Source organism: Pseudoalteromonas sp. SR43-2, assembly GCF_014163885.1.
GTDB classification, from domain to species: Bacteria; Pseudomonadota; Gammaproteobacteria; order Enterobacterales; family Alteromonadaceae; genus Pseudoalteromonas; species Pseudoalteromonas distincta.
In genome coordinates this window covers 21,945-38,383 of the sequence record NZ_JACJED010000018.1, presented here as the reverse complement: position 1 = coordinate 38,383, position 16,439 = coordinate 21,945, and the positions used below count along the sequence as shown (strand labels likewise).

The 16,439-nt window shown below is 40.3% G+C and carries 17 protein-coding genes; 15 read left to right on the top strand and 2 right to left on the bottom strand.

All coding sequences use genetic code 11. The features are described from left to right. Nucleotides 1-153 precede the first annotated feature (153 nt). Nucleotides 154-3,231 (bottom strand): ribonuclease E, encoded by a 3,078-nt coding sequence (gene rne / locus H5120_RS14840; protein WP_182675344.1) that lies wholly within the window; start codon nt 3,229-3,231, stop codon nt 154-156. A 772-nt stretch (nt 3,232-4,003) separates the two neighbouring features. On the opposite strand from rne, the gene rluC reads away from it, so the two are divergent. Together rluC and H5120_RS14830 are read left to right on the top strand one after the other, a co-directional pair. Continuing rightward, nucleotides 4,004-4,963 carry a 23S rRNA pseudouridine(955/2504/2580) synthase RluC gene (gene rluC, locus H5120_RS14835; protein WP_165742892.1) on the top strand — a complete coding sequence of 320 codons (960 nt, stop codon included), beginning with the start codon at nt 4,004-4,006 and terminating at the stop codon, nt 4,961-4,963. Then, a complete protein-coding gene (locus tag H5120_RS14830; RefSeq protein ID WP_182675342.1) occupies nt 4,960-5,622 on the top strand; it encodes an HAD-IA family hydrolase in 663 nt (220 codons plus the stop codon). Before rluC ends, H5120_RS14830 begins: the two co-directional genes overlap by 4 nt. 5 nt (nt 5,623-5,627) lie before the next feature. Here the strand turns inward: H5120_RS14830 and H5120_RS14825 are convergent, their stop codons facing one another. Further along, a complete protein-coding gene (locus H5120_RS14825) occupies nt 5,628-6,230 on the bottom strand; it encodes a nucleoside triphosphate pyrophosphatase (protein ID WP_182675340.1) in 603 nt (200 codons plus the stop codon). A gap of 131 nt (nt 6,231-6,361) precedes the next feature. Here H5120_RS14825 and yceD point away from each other — a divergent pair, with 131 nt between their 5' ends. The 13 genes from yceD (at nt 6,362) to H5120_RS14760 (ending at nt 16,435) form a co-directional block, all read left to right on the top strand. Continuing rightward, the gene (gene yceD / locus H5120_RS14820) at nt 6,362-6,886 is read left to right on the top strand and encodes a 23S rRNA accumulation protein YceD (protein ID WP_007375269.1); all 525 of its coding nucleotides are present in this window, start codon (nt 6,362-6,364) and stop codon (nt 6,884-6,886) included. 9 nt (nt 6,887-6,895) lie between these two features. Continuing rightward, complete coding sequence (gene rpmF, locus H5120_RS14815; protein WP_002962381.1) at nt 6,896-7,066, top strand: 50S ribosomal protein L32; 171 nt, start codon at nt 6,896-6,898, stop codon at nt 7,064-7,066. A 12-nt stretch (nt 7,067-7,078) separates the two neighbouring features. Next, a complete protein-coding gene (plsX, locus tag H5120_RS14810; protein WP_182675338.1) occupies nt 7,079-8,119 on the top strand; it encodes a phosphate acyltransferase PlsX in 1,041 nt (346 codons plus the stop codon). Between the two features lie 52 nt (nt 8,120-8,171). Continuing rightward, nucleotides 8,172-9,098: an ACP S-malonyltransferase gene (gene fabD, locus H5120_RS14805; protein WP_182675336.1), complete on the top strand. Its 927-nt coding sequence runs from the start codon at nt 8,172-8,174 to the stop codon at nt 9,096-9,098. 11 nt (nt 9,099-9,109) lie between these two features. Then, nucleotides 9,110-9,856, top strand: coding sequence for a 3-oxoacyl-ACP reductase FabG (gene fabG, locus H5120_RS14800; RefSeq protein WP_002962378.1), 747 nt, complete (start codon nt 9,110-9,112; stop codon nt 9,854-9,856). Nucleotides 9,857-10,106: 250 nt separating this feature from the next. After that, nucleotides 10,107-10,343: an acyl carrier protein gene (acpP, locus tag H5120_RS14795; protein WP_002962377.1), complete on the top strand. Its 237-nt coding sequence runs from the start codon at nt 10,107-10,109 to the stop codon at nt 10,341-10,343. Between the two features lie 216 nt (nt 10,344-10,559). Beyond that, a complete protein-coding gene (gene fabF / locus H5120_RS14790; protein ID WP_002962376.1) occupies nt 10,560-11,798 on the top strand; it encodes a beta-ketoacyl-ACP synthase II in 1,239 nt (412 codons plus the stop codon). A 59-nt stretch (nt 11,799-11,857) separates the two neighbouring features. Continuing rightward, entirely contained in the window at nt 11,858-12,673 is an 816-nt protein-coding gene (pabC, locus tag H5120_RS14785; protein WP_182675334.1) for an aminodeoxychorismate lyase, read from the top strand. After that, the gene (mltG, locus tag H5120_RS14780) at nt 12,667-13,653 is read left to right on the top strand and encodes an endolytic transglycosylase MltG (RefSeq protein WP_182675332.1); all 987 of its coding nucleotides are present in this window, start codon (nt 12,667-12,669) and stop codon (nt 13,651-13,653) included. The genes pabC and mltG overlap by 7 nt, the downstream gene beginning before the upstream one ends. A gap of 6 nt (nt 13,654-13,659) precedes the next feature. Continuing rightward, nucleotides 13,660-14,286 (top strand): dTMP kinase, encoded by a 627-nt coding sequence (tmk, locus tag H5120_RS14775; RefSeq protein ID WP_182675330.1) that lies wholly within the window; start codon nt 13,660-13,662, stop codon nt 14,284-14,286. Between the two features lies 1 nt (nt 14,287). Next, nucleotides 14,288-15,202, top strand: coding sequence for a DNA polymerase III subunit (locus tag H5120_RS14770; protein WP_182675328.1), 915 nt, complete (start codon nt 14,288-14,290; stop codon nt 15,200-15,202). Nucleotides 15,203-15,213: 11 nt separating this feature from the next. Then, entirely contained in the window at nt 15,214-15,540 is a 327-nt protein-coding gene (locus tag H5120_RS14765; RefSeq protein WP_002962367.1) for a PilZ domain-containing protein, read from the top strand. A gap of 115 nt (nt 15,541-15,655) precedes the next feature. Next, nucleotides 15,656-16,435, top strand: a complete 780-nt coding sequence (locus H5120_RS14760; RefSeq protein ID WP_182675326.1) for a TatD family hydrolase — start codon at nt 15,656-15,658, stop codon at nt 16,433-16,435. Nucleotides 16,436-16,439 lie beyond the last annotated feature (4 nt).

Here is a 16,439-nt window from a genome sequence, read left to right as displayed (position 1 = left end):
TTTACTACCTCTAAAAGCGCAGCGTCTCTTTACCTCTTTGTGAATAAATCGCTTATTGTGGGCGTGAAGAAACTTTAATAATTATTCAAATCATATAAACAAAAAAGCCCCGCTATTTATTAAATAGCGGGGCTTTTAAATGAATGTTAGTTATTAATCAACACTCATTGTTTTAGTCATTGCAGAGCTCGCACGACCAGCAGGTTTGATTGAACCTGCACGTAAACCACTGTCTGGAACTAGTTCACGTTTATCGTGATCCATTGCTACAGACGTATGTTTCACTTCGCTATCAGCTACAGGAGTAGGTTGTGCCATTGGCGCACTTGCTGACCCTTGAGTAACTGCTGTTTTAACATGCGGTGCTGATTTTTCAGTTTTCACTTTTGCTTCAACTTTAGCAGGCTCTTCAGTTACTACTGATGTTTCAGCTTTAGCAGACTCTTCAGTTGCTACTGGCGTTTCAACTTTAGCTGGCTCTTCAGTTGCTACTGGCGTTTCAACTTTAGCAGGTTCTTCAGTTACTACTGGCGTTTCAGCTTTAGCAGGCTCTTCAGTTGCTACTGGCGCTTCAACCTTAGTTGGCTCTTCAGTTACCACAGGCGTTTCAGCTTTAGCCGGTTCTTTAGCTTTTACTGGCTCTTCTACAGCTTCAACTTTTGCTAAATCTTCAACCGCAACGGCTTGTTCAACTTGTTGCGACGCATCTACCGGTGTTTCTTCTGATTTAGCTTTAAGTTCTGCTTCGTATTCTGCAGCAGCTTGATCAGCAACTGGAATAAATGCAGGAGCTTCATCAGATTTAACTTCTGCTTCACCTTCAGGGCGACGACGACGTTGACCAGATGCACGAAGATGACGAGGAGAACGACGTGAACGTGTACGTGTTTGCTCTTGTTCGTCTTCAGTAGTTGCTGTTTCATCGTTAGAATCAACAACATCAACTTTCTCTTCTTTAATGTGAGCTGTTTTTTCTGCCGGAGTTTGCTTTTGCTTTTCTACAGCAGGAGCTTGCTCTTGAACTTGTGGAGTTTCAGTTACAGCCGTTTGCTCAGGTGCTTGCTCTGTTGAGTTAGCTTGCTCAGCTTTTTCATCTTGCAGACGTACTTTTTTACGTATGTTACGACGTTGACGGCGAACTTTAGGCTTTTGCTCTTTTGGCTCTGCAGCTTGTGCTGGCTTAGAATCAGTTTCTACTTCCGCCTTTGCAGGGGCTTCAGTTTTAACTTGATCTTTTTCTTGGTTTTTATGCTCTGGGCGCTTACGAGAGTTAGGATTACGACGGCGCTTGTTGCGGTTCTCGCTTCTCTCTTGAGTCTCGGTGCTTGCTGCTGAGTCAGTTTTAGCTTCCTCTTCAGCGGCTGGACGCTCATTGCGCGGCTTGTTAGTGCGTGGGTTATTATTACGACGACGTTGATTGTTATTACGACGACGATTATCGTTACCACGACGCGCATTATTGCGCGTTTCTTGCTGCTCTTTTTCTACAGCTTCTTTTTTCTCTTCTTCAGATTCACTTACAAATAACGACTTAAACCAATTACCAATAGCAGCTAGTAAGCCACCTTCAGTTTTAGTTTGTACTGGCGCTGCAGGCTCTACTGCTTTAGCCGGAGCTGCTTGTGGAGCTGGAGTAGAAGGCATAACTACGCCTTTTAGCATTGGCTCTTCACGTACTGGTGCACTAGGAGATTTTGACATCTCAAATACTTCAGGCTCCGGCGCAACAACTTGTCCATAACTTACAGTTTCAAGTGTTTCGTCTTTACGTAAGCGCATAACTTCATAATGTGGTGTTTCCATATGTTGATTTGGAATAATCACTACGTCACATTTATGATGTTTTTCAATGCGATGAACACTACGACGTTGCTCATTTAATAAATAAGCAGCAACAGCAACAGGCACTTGTGCATTTACTTGTGCTGTATTGTCTTTAATTGCTTCTTCTTCAATTAAGCGAAGAATTGAAAGTGCTATTGATTCGTTTGAACGAATAGTACCTTGGCCACTACAACGTGGACATGGGCCTTGGCTTGCTTCACCTAATGAAGGACGCAAACGCTGGCGCGACATTTCAAGTAAACCAAAGCGTGAGATTTTACCAATTTGAACGCGAGCACGGTCTGGGCGCGCTGCATCTTTTAAACGATTCTCTACTTCACGTTGATGGCGTGGAGGAGTCATATCGATAAAGTCGATTACAATTAAACCACCTAGGTCACGAAGACGTAATTGACGTGCAATTTCATCGGCCGCTTCTAAGTTTGTATTAAGTGCTGTCTCTTCAATATCGCCGCCTTTAGTTGCCTTAGACGAGTTGATATCAATAGATGTCAGTGCTTCAGTAGGGTCAATTACAATTGAACCACCAGAAGGAAGACGTACTTCACGCTGGAATGCAGACTCAATTTGGCTTTCAATTTGGTAATGCGTAAATAAAGGAGTGTCGCCTTGATAAAGCTTAACACGGCTCATAAAGTCAGGACGAAAACGCTCAATGTGCGCTTTAGCTTCTTCAAAAACACGTGGTTTATCAATTAAAATTTCGCCAATGTCACGACGTAAATAATCGCGTATTGCGCGGAAAATCACGTTGCTTTCTTGGTGAATCAAAAACGGTGCTTTAGCACTATCGGCTGCTTGTTTAATTGCATCCCAATGTACTAGTAGTGCTTTTAAATCGTAGTTAAGTTCTTCAAATGACTTGCCAACACCCGCTGTACGAACAATCAAGCCCATACCTTTAGGTAGTTCTAAACGACCTAATGCTTCTTTAAGTTCAGTTCGCTCATCACCTTCAATACGACGAGAAATACCGCCGGCGCGAGGGTTATTAGGCATAAGCACTAAATAGCTACCAGCAACACTGATAAAAGTAGTTAACGCTGCGCCTTTTTGGCCGCGTTCTTCTTTATCAACTTGTACTATTACTTCTTGACCTTCTTTTATTACGTCGCGAATGTTAGGGCGACCATGAAAAGTGTAACCTGCAGGGAAGTAAGTACGGGCAATTTCTTTTAAAGGAAGGAAACCATGGCGGTCAGCACCGTAATCAACAAATGCTGCTTCAAGAGATGGTTCAATGCGAGTGATTTTGCCTTTATAAATATTGGCTTTTTTCTGTTCGTGACCTGGGCTTTCGATATCTAAATCATAAAGGCGCTGGCCATCAACCAGTGCTACGCGCATTTCTTCTTGCTGCGTTGCATTGATTAGCATACGTTTCATATTGTTACTCTACTTATTTATGTCGCTGACATGACGATGTTTTTCTCGCCTGTTCAGTTGTCCCTATTTTTAGAATGTGCAGCCTCACGACTGGGTCTTTAACGGAACGGCTCTGTATTTCGTATGCAGTATTTTAAATGCTGGCAAACAATAGCGATTATTATCGCTATTAAATTCTTGATGGTGCTAAAACTGTCGGCTTTTCAGCTACGTTTACAAGTTTTACCCAGAAGTCGGCCTGTCATATTAATCTTACTAAATATCATTCATATTAGGTGCGTAGGGCTCATTAAGTTGGTGAGCAATACATACTGATGTATCGCTAATATCCGTTTTAAGAGCAAAAATCGCTACCGATGTTAATGAACGCTTATTTATTAGATTTTTTTAATTCTAAATAAGCTGCTGTACGGTACTACAATAATTGAGCTAGTGCTGAACGACGTTTTTTACGTCGTCACTATCAGACAAATTATCTGTTCATTGCTTTCTCTAGCACATTAAAAATCGCTTCATGTTCAAACTTAACCAGCAATATATTACGCGCATTGCCGTTAATTGATCGCACGTGTTAACTGAGGAGGCATAAAAGCTTTGGAAAACTTAACTCGGATCTGTATGATCGGCTACCCAGAATGTGCATCACGAATGTTTTAATGTGTTAAAAAGCACCGTTGTTATTTGCAAATACTAAATATTTGCGCTGCTGATTATCCCACTATTATTACAGTGTTAGCAACTAAATTATTTTACTTAAATTAGTGATTAGGCAATGTCAGAAAAAAACGACTTACAAGTAACTTATGTCACGATCAATGAAGACCATTTAGGTCAGCGTATTGATAACTTTCTTATTACCCATTTAAAAGGGGTGCCTAAAAGCGCTATTTATAAACTTTTGCGTAAAGGTGAGGTACGCGTTAATAAAAAGCGTATTAAGCCTGTATATAAACTACAGCTTGACGATGTACTGCGTATTGCACCTATCAGAGTTGCTGAGCGTGAAGAGTTTGTACCATCAAAGTTAGACAAAGTAACTCGCCTAGAAGACGATATTTTATTTGAAGATAAATACCTTATTGTCATAAATAAACCTTCAGGTATGGCTGTTCATGGTGGCAGTGGTTTAAGTTATGGTTTAATTGAAGCATTGCGCGCACTTCGCCCAGAAGAGCGCAGCCTTGAGCTAGTTCATAGGCTTGACCGTGATACATCGGGTTGTTTACTTATAGCGAAGCGCCGTTCGGTGTTAACCGCATTGCATGAACAGCTTCGTGAAAAAACCATGGAAAAAAATTACTGGGCACTTGTAGAAGGGCAGTGGGACTCTAAAACTAAAAACGTGACCGAAGGGCTGCGTAAAAATACACTTAAATCGGGTGAACGCGTAGTACGTGTAGATAACACTGAGGGCAAGCCTTCGCATACGCGTTTTAAAGTACTTGAACGTTTTAACGATTGCTCACTTGTACAAGCATCACCTGTTACAGGACGTACGCACCAAATTCGTGTTCATACGCAATGTAAAGGTCATCCTATCGCGTGCGATGATAAATACGGTGACCAGGGGTTTGATGAATCTATGCGTAAAGTTGGGTTAAACCGCTTATTCTTACATGCACACGATTTAAGTTTTTATCATCCTAAAAACGAAACAACGATGCGTATTGAAGCGCCCCTTGATAAAACGCTTAAAAATACATTACTAAAATTACGAGACGCAAAACAGTGATTGCAGAGACGCCAATTAAAAAATATAAGCTCGTCATTTTTGATTGGGATGGCACCGTTATGGATTCAGTCACTAAAATAGTTAACTGTATTCGTAGTAGTGCTGAGTCACTTAATTTAGTGCCACCAAGTGATTTAGCAATTAAAAACATTATTGGTATGTCGCTTGAAAAAGCAATTGATGTTTTATTTCCCGATAATGCCGCGCAGCATCAAGCGTTAATTAAAGGGTATAAACACCAATATAGTGTTGATACCACGCCAACTCCTGTATTTGATAATGTTGTCAGCGTTTTAGGTGCCTTAAAAGAGCAGGGCATTGTTTTAGCGGTTGCAACAGGTAAAGGTCGAGATGGATTAGAGCGTTTGCTTGATCAAAGCCAACTTAGACATTTTTTTAGTGCAACACGTACAAGCGATGACGGACTGTCTAAGCCCTCTCCAGATATGCTGTATCAATTACTTGAAGAGCTTGGCATAAGCGCTCAAGACGCTGTAATGATTGGTGATACCCAAATAGACATGACAATGGCAAAAGCTGCAGGCATGGATAGAATCGGCGTAACAATGGGTGTACATAACGCACAGCAGCTAAATGAGCTTAGCCCTGTTGCAACGGTAGATAATTATCTGCAATTGCAACAGGTTTTGCTTGGTTAATTTATTTAACTAGAACTTGTTTGAGCAGTAAGTACATCAATACCAAACTCAGCCAGTAATTGGCTGAGTTTAATTAATGGTAATCCAATTAAGCTATTAGGATCGTCTCCGCTTAGCTTTTCAAATAAACAGATACCCAACCCTTCACTTTTAAAGCTGCCAGCACAATTATAAGGCTGCTCTGCATCGCAATAAGCACTAATTTGTGCATCACTGAGTGTTTTAAACGTCACATTAAAAGGTTCTACGCAGGTTTTTTTTGTTCCAGTTACAATATCGTAAACACAAAGCCCAGTTAAAAATGTTACAGTATTACCGCTAAATAAATTTAGTTGTTTTAGAGCATTTTGTTTATTGTGCGGTTTACCTAAAATTTGATTGTTAAACACAGCGACTTGGTCTGATCCAATTGCTAACCCTTTTTTAAAGTGTTTATTAGCTGCTGAGGCTTTTAACTCACTTAAACGCTTAACCAGTTCAGTAGGTGTTTCGCATTCAAGTGCTGATTCGTCAACGTCGGGTGAAAACTTATCAAAGGGTAAATTAAATTTTTGTAATAAAGACTGCCTAAAAGGCGAGCTTGACGCTAAAATGAGTGGAAGCTTCATGGACTGTTTTCCTACGATAATTCAGATTGAGTTAGGATAAATCAGATCCGAGAGTAAAACACGTTAAAAACCAAGTAAAAATGGTTTTTTACTTTGACTAACAAACTAACTATCTATATGATGCAGCCCCTATGCAAAAGGTGAAAATTCCCATCACTCTTCATCCAGGCAAAGCAGCGCAGCACCGTTTAAAGTATGACGGAATTGTACCGCTTGAAAAACTTACTCGTTTAGAGAAAGTTGTGCAGGAAGAAGTAGGTGAAATAGCGGTAAAAATACATTGCAAAAACGATGATCAAGGTTTCGCTGTGATTAGAGGCAATTTGTCCACACATGTTACTGTCATTTGTCAACGTTGTAATGGTGATTTAGGGTTGGATTTGGTTCAAGACTTTGCATATTCACCAGTAGGTGAAGATACAGAGTTAGATATTTTTCCTGAAGACTACGACGAAGTAGCACTTGATGAAAATGGTGAAGTTAACGTTTTTGATTTAATTGAAGACGAACTAATTTTAGCAATTCCATTAGTGGCTACCCACAACGAAGCTTCATGCAGTTATTCAGCAAAGCCTGCCAGCTTTGGTGTATTAAAGGCGGAAGATGATAAACCTAATCCATTTGATATTTTGAAACAACTTAAGAAAGATTCTTAGGAGAAGACTATGGCTGTACAAAAAAGCAAAAAGTCTCGTGCAAGACGCGGCATGCGCCGTTCACACGATGCGATCAGTGGTCCAACTTTAACTGTAGATCAAACATCTGGTGAGACTCATCGTCGTCACCATGTGACTGCAGATGGTTACTACAAAGGCGTTCAAGTAATTTCTAAATAAGAGATTACTTATATGCTGAAAGATCTAACCATAGCGTTAGATATGATGGGGGGCGATTACGGCCCCCGTTCATCTATTCCTGCTGCCGTTCATGCGGTAAACGCTCATGCCAATTTAAGTCTCATTTTATGTGGCAATGAAGACGTTATATCTAAAGAACTCGAATCCCTCGATTCTTTATCTCATCCAAGACTCATAATTCGTCACTGTAGTGAAATAGTCACTAACGCCTGCGAACCTGCGATTGCTGTACGTTCAAAAAAAGATTCATCTATGCGTGTTGCCCTTGATTTAGTTAAATCGGGCGAAGCACAAGCGTGTGTTAGCTCAGGTAATACCGGCGCTTTATTTTTTATGGCTCACTACGTATTAAAAATGCTGCCAGGTGTTAAACGTGCCGCACTCATTTCATCTGTTCCTACAGAAAGCCAAAACCCAGTATATTTACTCGACTTAGGTGCTAATGTGCATTGTGATGCGCAAATGCTGTATCAGTTTGGCATTATGGGCTCTGTAGTTGCTGGTCAAGCACTTGGCTGTGATAACCCTCGCGTTAGCTTATTAAATATTGGCGCTGAGGACATTAAAGGCCACGATGATATTAAACAGGCTGCACAATTAATGCAGCAAAGCCCATATATTAATTACATTGGTTATAGCGAAGGAAGTGATATTTTTTCTGGTAAGGCTGATGTTATTGTATGCGAAGGGTTTGTGGGTAACGTGGCGCTTAAAACATGCGAAGGCATTGCCAAGCTTATTATGAATAAGTTTACAGCTGCACTCGAAAAGCACCTTTTGTATAAATGTATGGCGTTTATATTGCGTCCAATAATAAAAAAACTCTATAAAAGGGTGAACCCCGACCAGTATAACGGTGCTTCTCTGGTAGGATTGCGCGGTATTGTCGTTAAAAGTCATGGAAATGCGTCAGCTAAAGCATTTCAAGCAGCAATTGATGAAGCGGTAAAAGAGGTTGAACGTCAACTTCCTGATAAAATAGCCGCTATTTTCGAAAAAACACATTCTAAAGACACGGCGGTTAATCAATAATTGATGTGCCGTGTATTTCATTATTTATTTGTTTAATTAAAAAGAGCAAAGTATGGCACAAAAAATTGCACTTCTATTCCCAGGTCAAGGCTCGCAAAGCGTTGGTATGTTACAAGAGCTACTAGAGAGTTCTGACATTGTTAAAGCAACATTTGCAGAAGCATCAGATGCACTGGGTTACGACTTAGCAGAGCTAGTTCTTAATGGCCCAGAAGAAAAATTAAATCAAACTCATCGTACACAACCTGCATTATTAACTGCAAGTGTTGCTATTTACCGTGATTGGCTTGCATCAAACCCAGATGCAGACGTTGTTATGGCCGGGCACAGCTTAGGTGAATATTCAGCACTAGTATGTAGCGACGTACTAAGCTTGAGCGAAGCTGTTAAGCTTGTTGAAAACCGTGGTTTATACATGCAAGAAGCTGTACCTGCAGGCGTAGGTTCAATGGCTGCGATTATTGGCTTAGGCGATGAAGAAATAAAAGCGGCATGTGCTGCCTCAGCGCAAGGTGAGGTTGTATCTCCAGTTAACTACAATTCTCCTGGTCAAGTTGTTATTGCAGGGCATAAAGCGGCAGTAGATAGAGCATCACAAGCATGTAAAGATGCTGGTGCTAAACGCGCATTACCACTTTCGGTTAGCGTACCTTCACATTGTGAACTAATGAAGCCAGCAGCTGATAAGCTAGCGGTAGACTTAGCCGCTTTAACATTTAATACACCTAAGTGTGATGTAATTAATAATGTTGATGTAAAAGCTGAATCGACCGCTGATGCAATTAAAGATGCACTAGTACGTCAACTATACAGCCCAGTTCGCTGGACAGAAACAGTACAAGCCTTGGTTGCACAAGATGTAACGCAAAGCTACGAATTTGGTCCTGGTAAAGTATTAACAGGGCTTGCGAAACGAATTGATAAAGCAATGGTTTGTGGCTCAGTAAACGATGCCGCTTCAATCGCTGCAGCTAAATAAGAGTATATAAAATGTCTAATTTATTTTCTTTAGAGGGCAAAATTGTCCTAATTACTGGCGCTAGCCGTGGTATTGGTAAAGCAATTGCAACAACATTAGTTGCGCAAGGTGCAAAAGTTGCAGGTACTGCTACAAGCGAGTCAGGCGCTGCTAAAATTAGCGAGTACTTAGGTGACAATGGTAAAGGTTATGCATTAAACGTAACGGATCCTGCATCTATTGAAGCGACACTTGCCGCAATAAAAGCTGATTTTGGCGATATTGACGTACTTGTTAATAACGCAGGTATCACACGTGATAACCTATTAATGCGTATGAAAGAGACTGAGTGGGACGATATAATCGACACTAACTTAAGCTCGATTTTCCGTTTATCTAAAGCAGTACTTCGTCCAATGATGAAGAAAAAGAAAGGTCGTATTATCAATATTGGCTCAGTAGTGGGCACTATGGGTAATGCAGGGCAAGCTAACTATGCAGCGGCTAAAGCAGGCGTAATTGGTTTTTCTAAGTCACTTGCACGCGAAGTGGCATCACGTGGTATTACAGTAAACGTAGTGGCACCTGGTTTTATTCAAACTGATATGACTGATGATTTAACTGACGAGCAAAAAGCAGCAACACTTGCAAATGTTCCAGCAGGGCGTTTAGGCCAACCAGACGAAATTGCAGCTGCGGTATGTTATTTAGCATCTGACGCGGCTGCGTACGTATCAGGTGAAACTTTGCATGTAAATGGCGCGATGTACATGGTTTAATAACCATTGTACCCACATTGTTACCTAATAAAGTTAAGTAAGTTACCTCAAAAACATTGAATTATTTGTGAACTTGCTTTAAACATACTTGAAATCGCTGCGAAAATAAGCGATAAAAGACAAAACACACACTCAGAGGTTTGACCAGACAATTATTTATGGTCAAATCATTGAATCAGAGAATTATGCCGCGTAAACTACGCGGCAATCTGAAAATAACGCATCGGCGTTTTTAATAAAGGAAAGAAGAATGAGCGATATCCAAGAACGCGTAAAGAAAATTATCATTGAACAACTAGGTGTTAAAGAAGAAGAAGTTAAAAATGAATCTTCTTTCGTAGATGACCTAGGTGCAGATTCTCTTGATACTGTTGAACTAGTAATGGCTCTTGAAGAAGAGTTTGATACTGAGATCCCAGATGAAGAAGCTGAGAAGATCACTACAGTACAAACTGCTATCGATTACGTAACAGCACACGCTGAGTAATTAATCGCACGTTAAAGGCAGCATCCGCTGCCTTTAATTTTTTATATCCAAACCACCTCAAAGTTCGTGATTCAAAACTTAAGCCTCAATGCTCAATTTTAGCTAAAAATTAATTTTGATTGTGTTATGCGTTTTTAATCTATTTTGGGACTAGCACTTTGAGGTAGCTTGGGTATGATCATCCCCTTGTAAAATATCCCTTATTGGAGGCAAACCGTGGCTAAACGTCGAGTCGTCGTAACTGGCTTAGGAATGTTGACGCCGCTAGGTAATGATGTTCAATCAACCTGGCAAGGCTTATTAGATGGCAAAAGTGGCATTCAAACAATAACCCACTTTGATACATCAAAATTTGGTACTAAATTCGCTGGTTTAATAAATGACTTTGATGCAACTGCATACATGTCAGCGAAAGATACTAAAAAAATGGACTTGTTTATTCAGTACGGCATTGCAGCGGGTGTTCAAGCCTTTAAAGATTCAGGCCTTGAAATTACTGAGCAAAACGCAACACGTATAGGTGTAGCTGTGGGCTCTGGTATTGGTGGCTTAACGCTTATCGAAGAAAACCACATTAAGTTATTAAATAGTGGTCCGCGCAAGTTATCGCCATTTTATGTGCCGTCTACCATTATTAATATGATCTCAGGTCATTTATCAATGATGCATGGACTTCGTGGTCCAAATATTTCAATTGTAACTGCCTGTACTACTGGTTTGCATAATATTGGCCATGCCGCGCGTATGATTGCCTATGGTGATGCAGATGCAATGGTTGCTGGCGGTGCAGAAAAAGCCTGTACGCCTATTGGTATGGGTGGCTTTAATGCTGCACGTGCACTTTCAACCCGCAATGACGATCCACAAGCGGCTTCTCGCCCTTGGGATAAAGACCGCGATGGCTTTGTGCTTTCTGACGGTGCAGGTGTTGTTGTAGTTGAAGAGTACGAACATGCTAAAGCACGTGGCGCTAAAATTTATGCTGAGCTTGTTGGCTTTGGTATGAGCGGCGATGCGTACCACATGACATCACCACCAGAAGATGGAGCGGGTGCTGCCCTTGCAATGCAAAACGCACTAAATGATGCGCAAGTAAACGCTGAGCAAATTGGTTACATTAACGCACACGGTACATCTACAAATGCAGGCGATAAAGCAGAAACTGCCGCTGTTAAGTCTATTTTTGGTAATGCAGCTAAAGATGTAATGGTAGGCTCGTCTAAATCGATGATGGGTCACTTGTTAGGTGCTGCAGGCTCGGTTGAATCGATTATTTCGATTTTATCACTGACAGATCAAAAAGTGTCGCCAACTATCAACCTTGATAACCCAGATGAAGGGTGTGACTTAGATTATATTGCTCACACTGCACGTGATGCAAAATTAGACTTTGCACTGTGTAACTCGTTCGGTTTTGGTGGTACTAATGGCTCGTTGCTATTTAAAAAGGTATAATCTTTTTTAACAACGAATCAAATTATAAGAGCTCAGTTGTTTAACTGGGCTTTTTTTTTATGCCAAATAAAATGCAAACAATAATAGCAGTAGATCAAAACAGCACTTTAAGCACGCGTGACAGAGGCTTAAATTACGGTGACGGCTTTTTTACAACGGCTAAAGTTGTTAATGGGCAAGTACAGTATTGGGCTCATCATAAAGCGCGTTTGATTGAATGCGCACAGCGCCTGGGGTTTCCTGAGCTAGACTTTAATCGCCTTGAAAATCAAATTGCTTTGCATATAAAAGCTGCACCACTCAACGTGCTTAAAATACTTGTAACGCGAGGCGAAGGCGGACGTGGCTATGGGCTGCCAAGTGAGTGTAATATTACTATTTTATTGAGCATATTAGATTACCCTAATAATTACGAAGCGCTTGTTAAAAAGGGTGTAAATCTAGAAATAAGCCCAATTAAATTAGCAGCACAGCCTTATTTAGCGGGTCTTAAAACACTAAACCGGCTTGAGCAAGTACTAGTTAAAAAAGCAATGCAAACGCAAAACTGCGACGATGTATTAGTGCTTGATTACAATAACAATGTAATTGAAGCTTCAGCTGCTAATATTTTTGCGATTAAAAATAAGTGTGTGTTTACGCCATTGCTTGATGAGTGCGGAATAAAGGGCGTTTATCTACAATCGTTATGTGATAAATTGCCTGTTGAATTTAAACGCGTGAAAGTAGAAGACTTAACCCAAGCAGACGCCGTATTTGTGTGTAATAGCTTAATGGGAGCAGTACCTGTAAAACGTATTGAGCAACAGGTATTTAATACAGACGATAGCCACGCATTACTAACTAAATTATTAGCCAAGGAGGCTGAGTGTTAAAAGTTGTTTTATCGGTACTTTTTTTAGCTGTTATAACCACTGCTGTTGGTTACCATCAATTACAAGCAACAATAAATAGCCCGTTAAAGGTAGCACAAAACACACAATTTGAAGTTAAGCATGGCACTGGCTTTAATAAGTTATGCCAACAATGGCAAGCTAATAACTGGGTGGAAAGTTGTTGGCGTTATCAGGTAATTGCCAAATTAGATCCCACGCTTACCGACTTAAAAGCGGGGCTTTACGAGCTAACACCCGATAGTGTTATTAACAACGTAAAAAAAATTAACCAAGGTCAGCAAATTAGTTTTAGTTTTACCATAATTGAAGGGCAAAACTTACGTGAAGTACTAAGTGCTATTAAAAAAGCTGATAATTTACAAAACGATTTAAAAGCTGACGAACTAAGTACTCAAATACTGGGTAATGACACGCACTTAGAAGGCTGGTTATTCCCCGACACTTACCATTATCATAATAACGATACTGCAAGCAGTGTATTAAAACGTGCAGCACAAAAAATGCAGCAAACATTAGATGATGCTTGGCAGCAGCGCGCTGCTAATCTGCCCTATAAAACAGCATACGAAGCACTAATAATGGCTTCAATTATCGAAAAAGAAACAGGCCTTGCCAGTGAACGTCCGTTAATTGCATCAGCATTTGTTAATCGATTAAACACTAATATGCGCCTGCAAACCGATCCAACCGTAATATACGGGCTAGGCGCTGACTTTGATGGTGATATTAAACGTAAAGATTTGCGCGATTATACGCCTTACAATACGTATCGTATTAATGGTTTACCGCCAACACCGATTGCAATGCCATCAAAAGCCGCTATTTTAGCTGCAGTTAATCCGCCGCAAAGTGAATATGTTTACTTTGTATCAAAAGGCGATGGTAGCCACCAATTTTCAACCACGTTAAAACAGCATAACGCAGCAGTTAAAACGTATATATTAAATAAAAAGAATTAATATTTTATGAAACCAAAATTTATAGTAATAGAAGGGCTAGAAGGCGCGGGTAAATCAACCGCTATTTCGTTATGCCAAGACTTTTTAAACAAACAAAAAATAGACTTCATTAACGTCCGCGAACCTGGCGGCACGCCACTGGCTGAATCGCTTCGTACGCTTGTAAAAGCAGAACACGAAGAAGAAATTGCCTTTGAAACCGAGTTGCTTATTATGTACGCAGCTCGCTCGCAGCTAATGCACAATGTTATTACCCCAGCGCTTGATAAAGGCCAATGGGTACTTGCCGATCGTCATGATTTATCGTCTCAGGCGTATCAAGGTGGTGGGCGTGGCATTAGCTCAAATACATTAGCTTCACTTTCGTCAATGGTGTTAAAAGGTTTAAAGCCAGATTTAACTATTTACCTTGATATTGACCCAGTGACAGGTCTTGAGCGTGCAAAAGGGCGTGGCGAGCTTGACCGTATTGAACAAGAAGCCATTGAGTTTTTTCAGCGTACACGTATGCGTTATGTTGAACTTGCTAATGACGACAATACAATTAAAACCGTTGATGCAAACCAAAGTATTGATAAAGTACATCGCGATATTACCAATGTACTGCATTCATTTTTTGAAGGCTTAAAATAATATGCCATTGCCTTGGCTACATGATACTCAAGCACGTTTAGCGAAAAGTTATCGCGCAGAGCGTTTTCATCATGCGCAATTATTTTGTGGGCCTGTTGGCGTAGGTAAGTTTGAGCTAAGTGATGAGCTTGGGAATGCTTTGTTATGCCAAAATATAGCTAAGCAGGTAGCTGCGCAAAACAGCGTGCTAAAACCTTGCGGACAGTGTAAAAGTTGTTTACTTACCCTGGCTGGCACTCACCCCGACAAACGTTTAACGCAAGTTGATGGGCAAAGTATTGGTGTAGATGATATTCGTGGCATTAGTGATTTTATGAATCACTCAGCAGCGCAAAATGGCAATAAAGTCGCGATAATCGAAAATTGCGAAAAAATGACCACAGCAGCAGCTAACGCATTATTAAAAACACTTGAAGAGCCAACTAATAGCCGCTTTTTAATATTAACCACAAGCCAACCAGAGCAGCTCCCTGCAACTATTTTAAGTCGATGCGCTAAAAGTGACGTAAAAATAACTAATACAGCACTTGCTCAGCAATGGCTAGAGACATTAGATATTCCTAATTATAGTTGGTTAGCACTTTTTTATAACCAACCGCTGCAAGTAAAGCATTGGCAACAGCAAGACCAGCTAAAAAATATTGATACACTGTATAAGTTTGCAACTGAGTTTAAACAAAGCCATAATTTCAAAGCGTTAGTCGATATAATAAACAAACAGCCTGAACTTGTTCGTATATTTACTTTGTTTTTAAGCGTGCAACTAAAGCAGCAATTACTGCAAGGCATGAGTTTTGACGCTTATCAAAGTGCGCAAAATGCATTAGGCGAGTTTTTACAAAATAACACACAAGTACTTGGCCTTAATTTATCGCTTGCTGTATCACGATTAGCATACACATTGCGAAATTCTTAAAAGGATTAATCATGCAAGAACTACTAGTAGACATAGACGATTTAGACGAGTTATACCGTTGTTATATGCCTTACTTAAAAAAAGGTGGCTTATTTGTACGCACTAATATGCGTTACGAAGCAGGGCATTCATTAGCGCTTAGAGTTACTTTGCCCGATGCCTTAGAAGATGACGTAGTGACAGGTAAAGTGTCGTGGATCACGCCACAAGGTGCACAAAGCTCTAATCCTCCAGGTATTGGTATTAGTTTTTTAGACGATAAAACAAACCTAAACGCTAAAATCGAAAAGCTGCTTGGGACTATGTTAAACTCAGGCGATCAAACATATACCATGTAGTTATAGGGTCGGTTTTTCATTGAGATTAACGCCGCCCTATATTGGGTTCTTTTAATTACTAACATAATAAATTAAACGAACAAATTTAAACCCTGAACATAATACAGGCCTTATAGTGATTGTAGATTCTCATTGCCATTTAGACCGTCTTGATTTTGATAAACTAGACTTAAACCTTGACCAAGTTCTTGATAAAGCGCGTGCAAAGCTAATAGAGCACTTTTTATGTGTAAGCGTAACGCTTGATCAGTTTCCAAGCATGCTTGATAAAATTAAGCATTACGACGATGTTTCAGCCTCATGCGGTGTACATCCACTTGATCAAAAAGACGCCCTTAATAAACAGCAACTAATCGACTTAGCCTCACACGAAAAAGTTGTCGCTATTGGCGAAACGGGTCTTGATTACTACTATTCAAAAGATACCCACGCAGTGCAGCAAGCAAGCTTTGTTGGGCATATTGAAGTGGCTAACGAATTACAAAAGCCGTTAATTATTCATACACGTGATGCCCGCAGCGATACCATTAATTTAATGCGTGAGCACAAGGCCGAAAACTGCGGTGGTGTATTACATTGCTTTACCGAAGATTGGGATATGGCAAAAAAAGCCATAGACATGGGGTTTTATATTTCTATTTCGGGCATTGTTACCTTTAAAAATGCTATTGAGCTAAAAGAAGTAGTAAAGCAAATACCGCTAGATAGATTATTAATAGAAACCGACTCGCCTTATTTAGCACCGGTACCGTATCGTGGGCAAACAAACCAGCCAGCATACGTAGAAGATGTAGCTTATTACATTAGCGAACTTAAAGGCATTAGCTTTAATGAACTTGCTAAAGCGACTACCGAAAACTTTTATTCTTTATTTAAATTAGCAGCTAAAGGCTAAATAC

Excerpts from the sequence above, each read along its gene's own strand:
- fabD (WP_182675336.1), top strand. The coding sequence starts at position 8,172 with ATGGCACAAAAAATTGCACTTCTATTCCCAGGTCAAGGCTCGCAAAGC.
- rluC (WP_165742892.1), top strand. The coding sequence starts at position 4,004 with ATGTCAGAAAAAAACGACTTACAAGTAACTTATGTCACGATCAATGAA.
- pabC (WP_182675334.1), top strand. The coding sequence starts at position 11,858 with ATGCCAAATAAAATGCAAACAATAATAGCAGTAGATCAAAACAGCACT.
- H5120_RS14770 (WP_182675328.1), top strand. The coding sequence starts at position 14,288 with ATGCCATTGCCTTGGCTACATGATACTCAAGCACGTTTAGCGAAAAGT.
- H5120_RS14825 (WP_182675340.1), bottom strand. The coding sequence starts at position 6,230 with ATGAAGCTTCCACTCATTTTAGCGTCAAGCTCGCCTTTTAGGCAGTCT.
- rpmF (WP_002962381.1), top strand. The coding sequence starts at position 6,896 with ATGGCTGTACAAAAAAGCAAAAAGTCTCGTGCAAGACGCGGCATGCGC.
- fabG (WP_002962378.1), top strand. The coding sequence starts at position 9,110 with ATGTCTAATTTATTTTCTTTAGAGGGCAAAATTGTCCTAATTACTGGC.
- yceD (WP_007375269.1), top strand. The coding sequence starts at position 6,362 with ATGCAAAAGGTGAAAATTCCCATCACTCTTCATCCAGGCAAAGCAGCG.
- tmk (WP_182675330.1), top strand. The coding sequence starts at position 13,660 with ATGAAACCAAAATTTATAGTAATAGAAGGGCTAGAAGGCGCGGGTAAA.
- acpP (WP_002962377.1), top strand. The coding sequence starts at position 10,107 with ATGAGCGATATCCAAGAACGCGTAAAGAAAATTATCATTGAACAACTA.
- H5120_RS14765 (WP_002962367.1), top strand. The coding sequence starts at position 15,214 with ATGCAAGAACTACTAGTAGACATAGACGATTTAGACGAGTTATACCGT.
- rne (WP_182675344.1), bottom strand. The coding sequence starts at position 3,231 with ATGAAACGTATGCTAATCAATGCAACGCAGCAAGAAGAAATGCGCGTA.
- plsX (WP_182675338.1), top strand. The coding sequence starts at position 7,079 with ATGCTGAAAGATCTAACCATAGCGTTAGATATGATGGGGGGCGATTAC.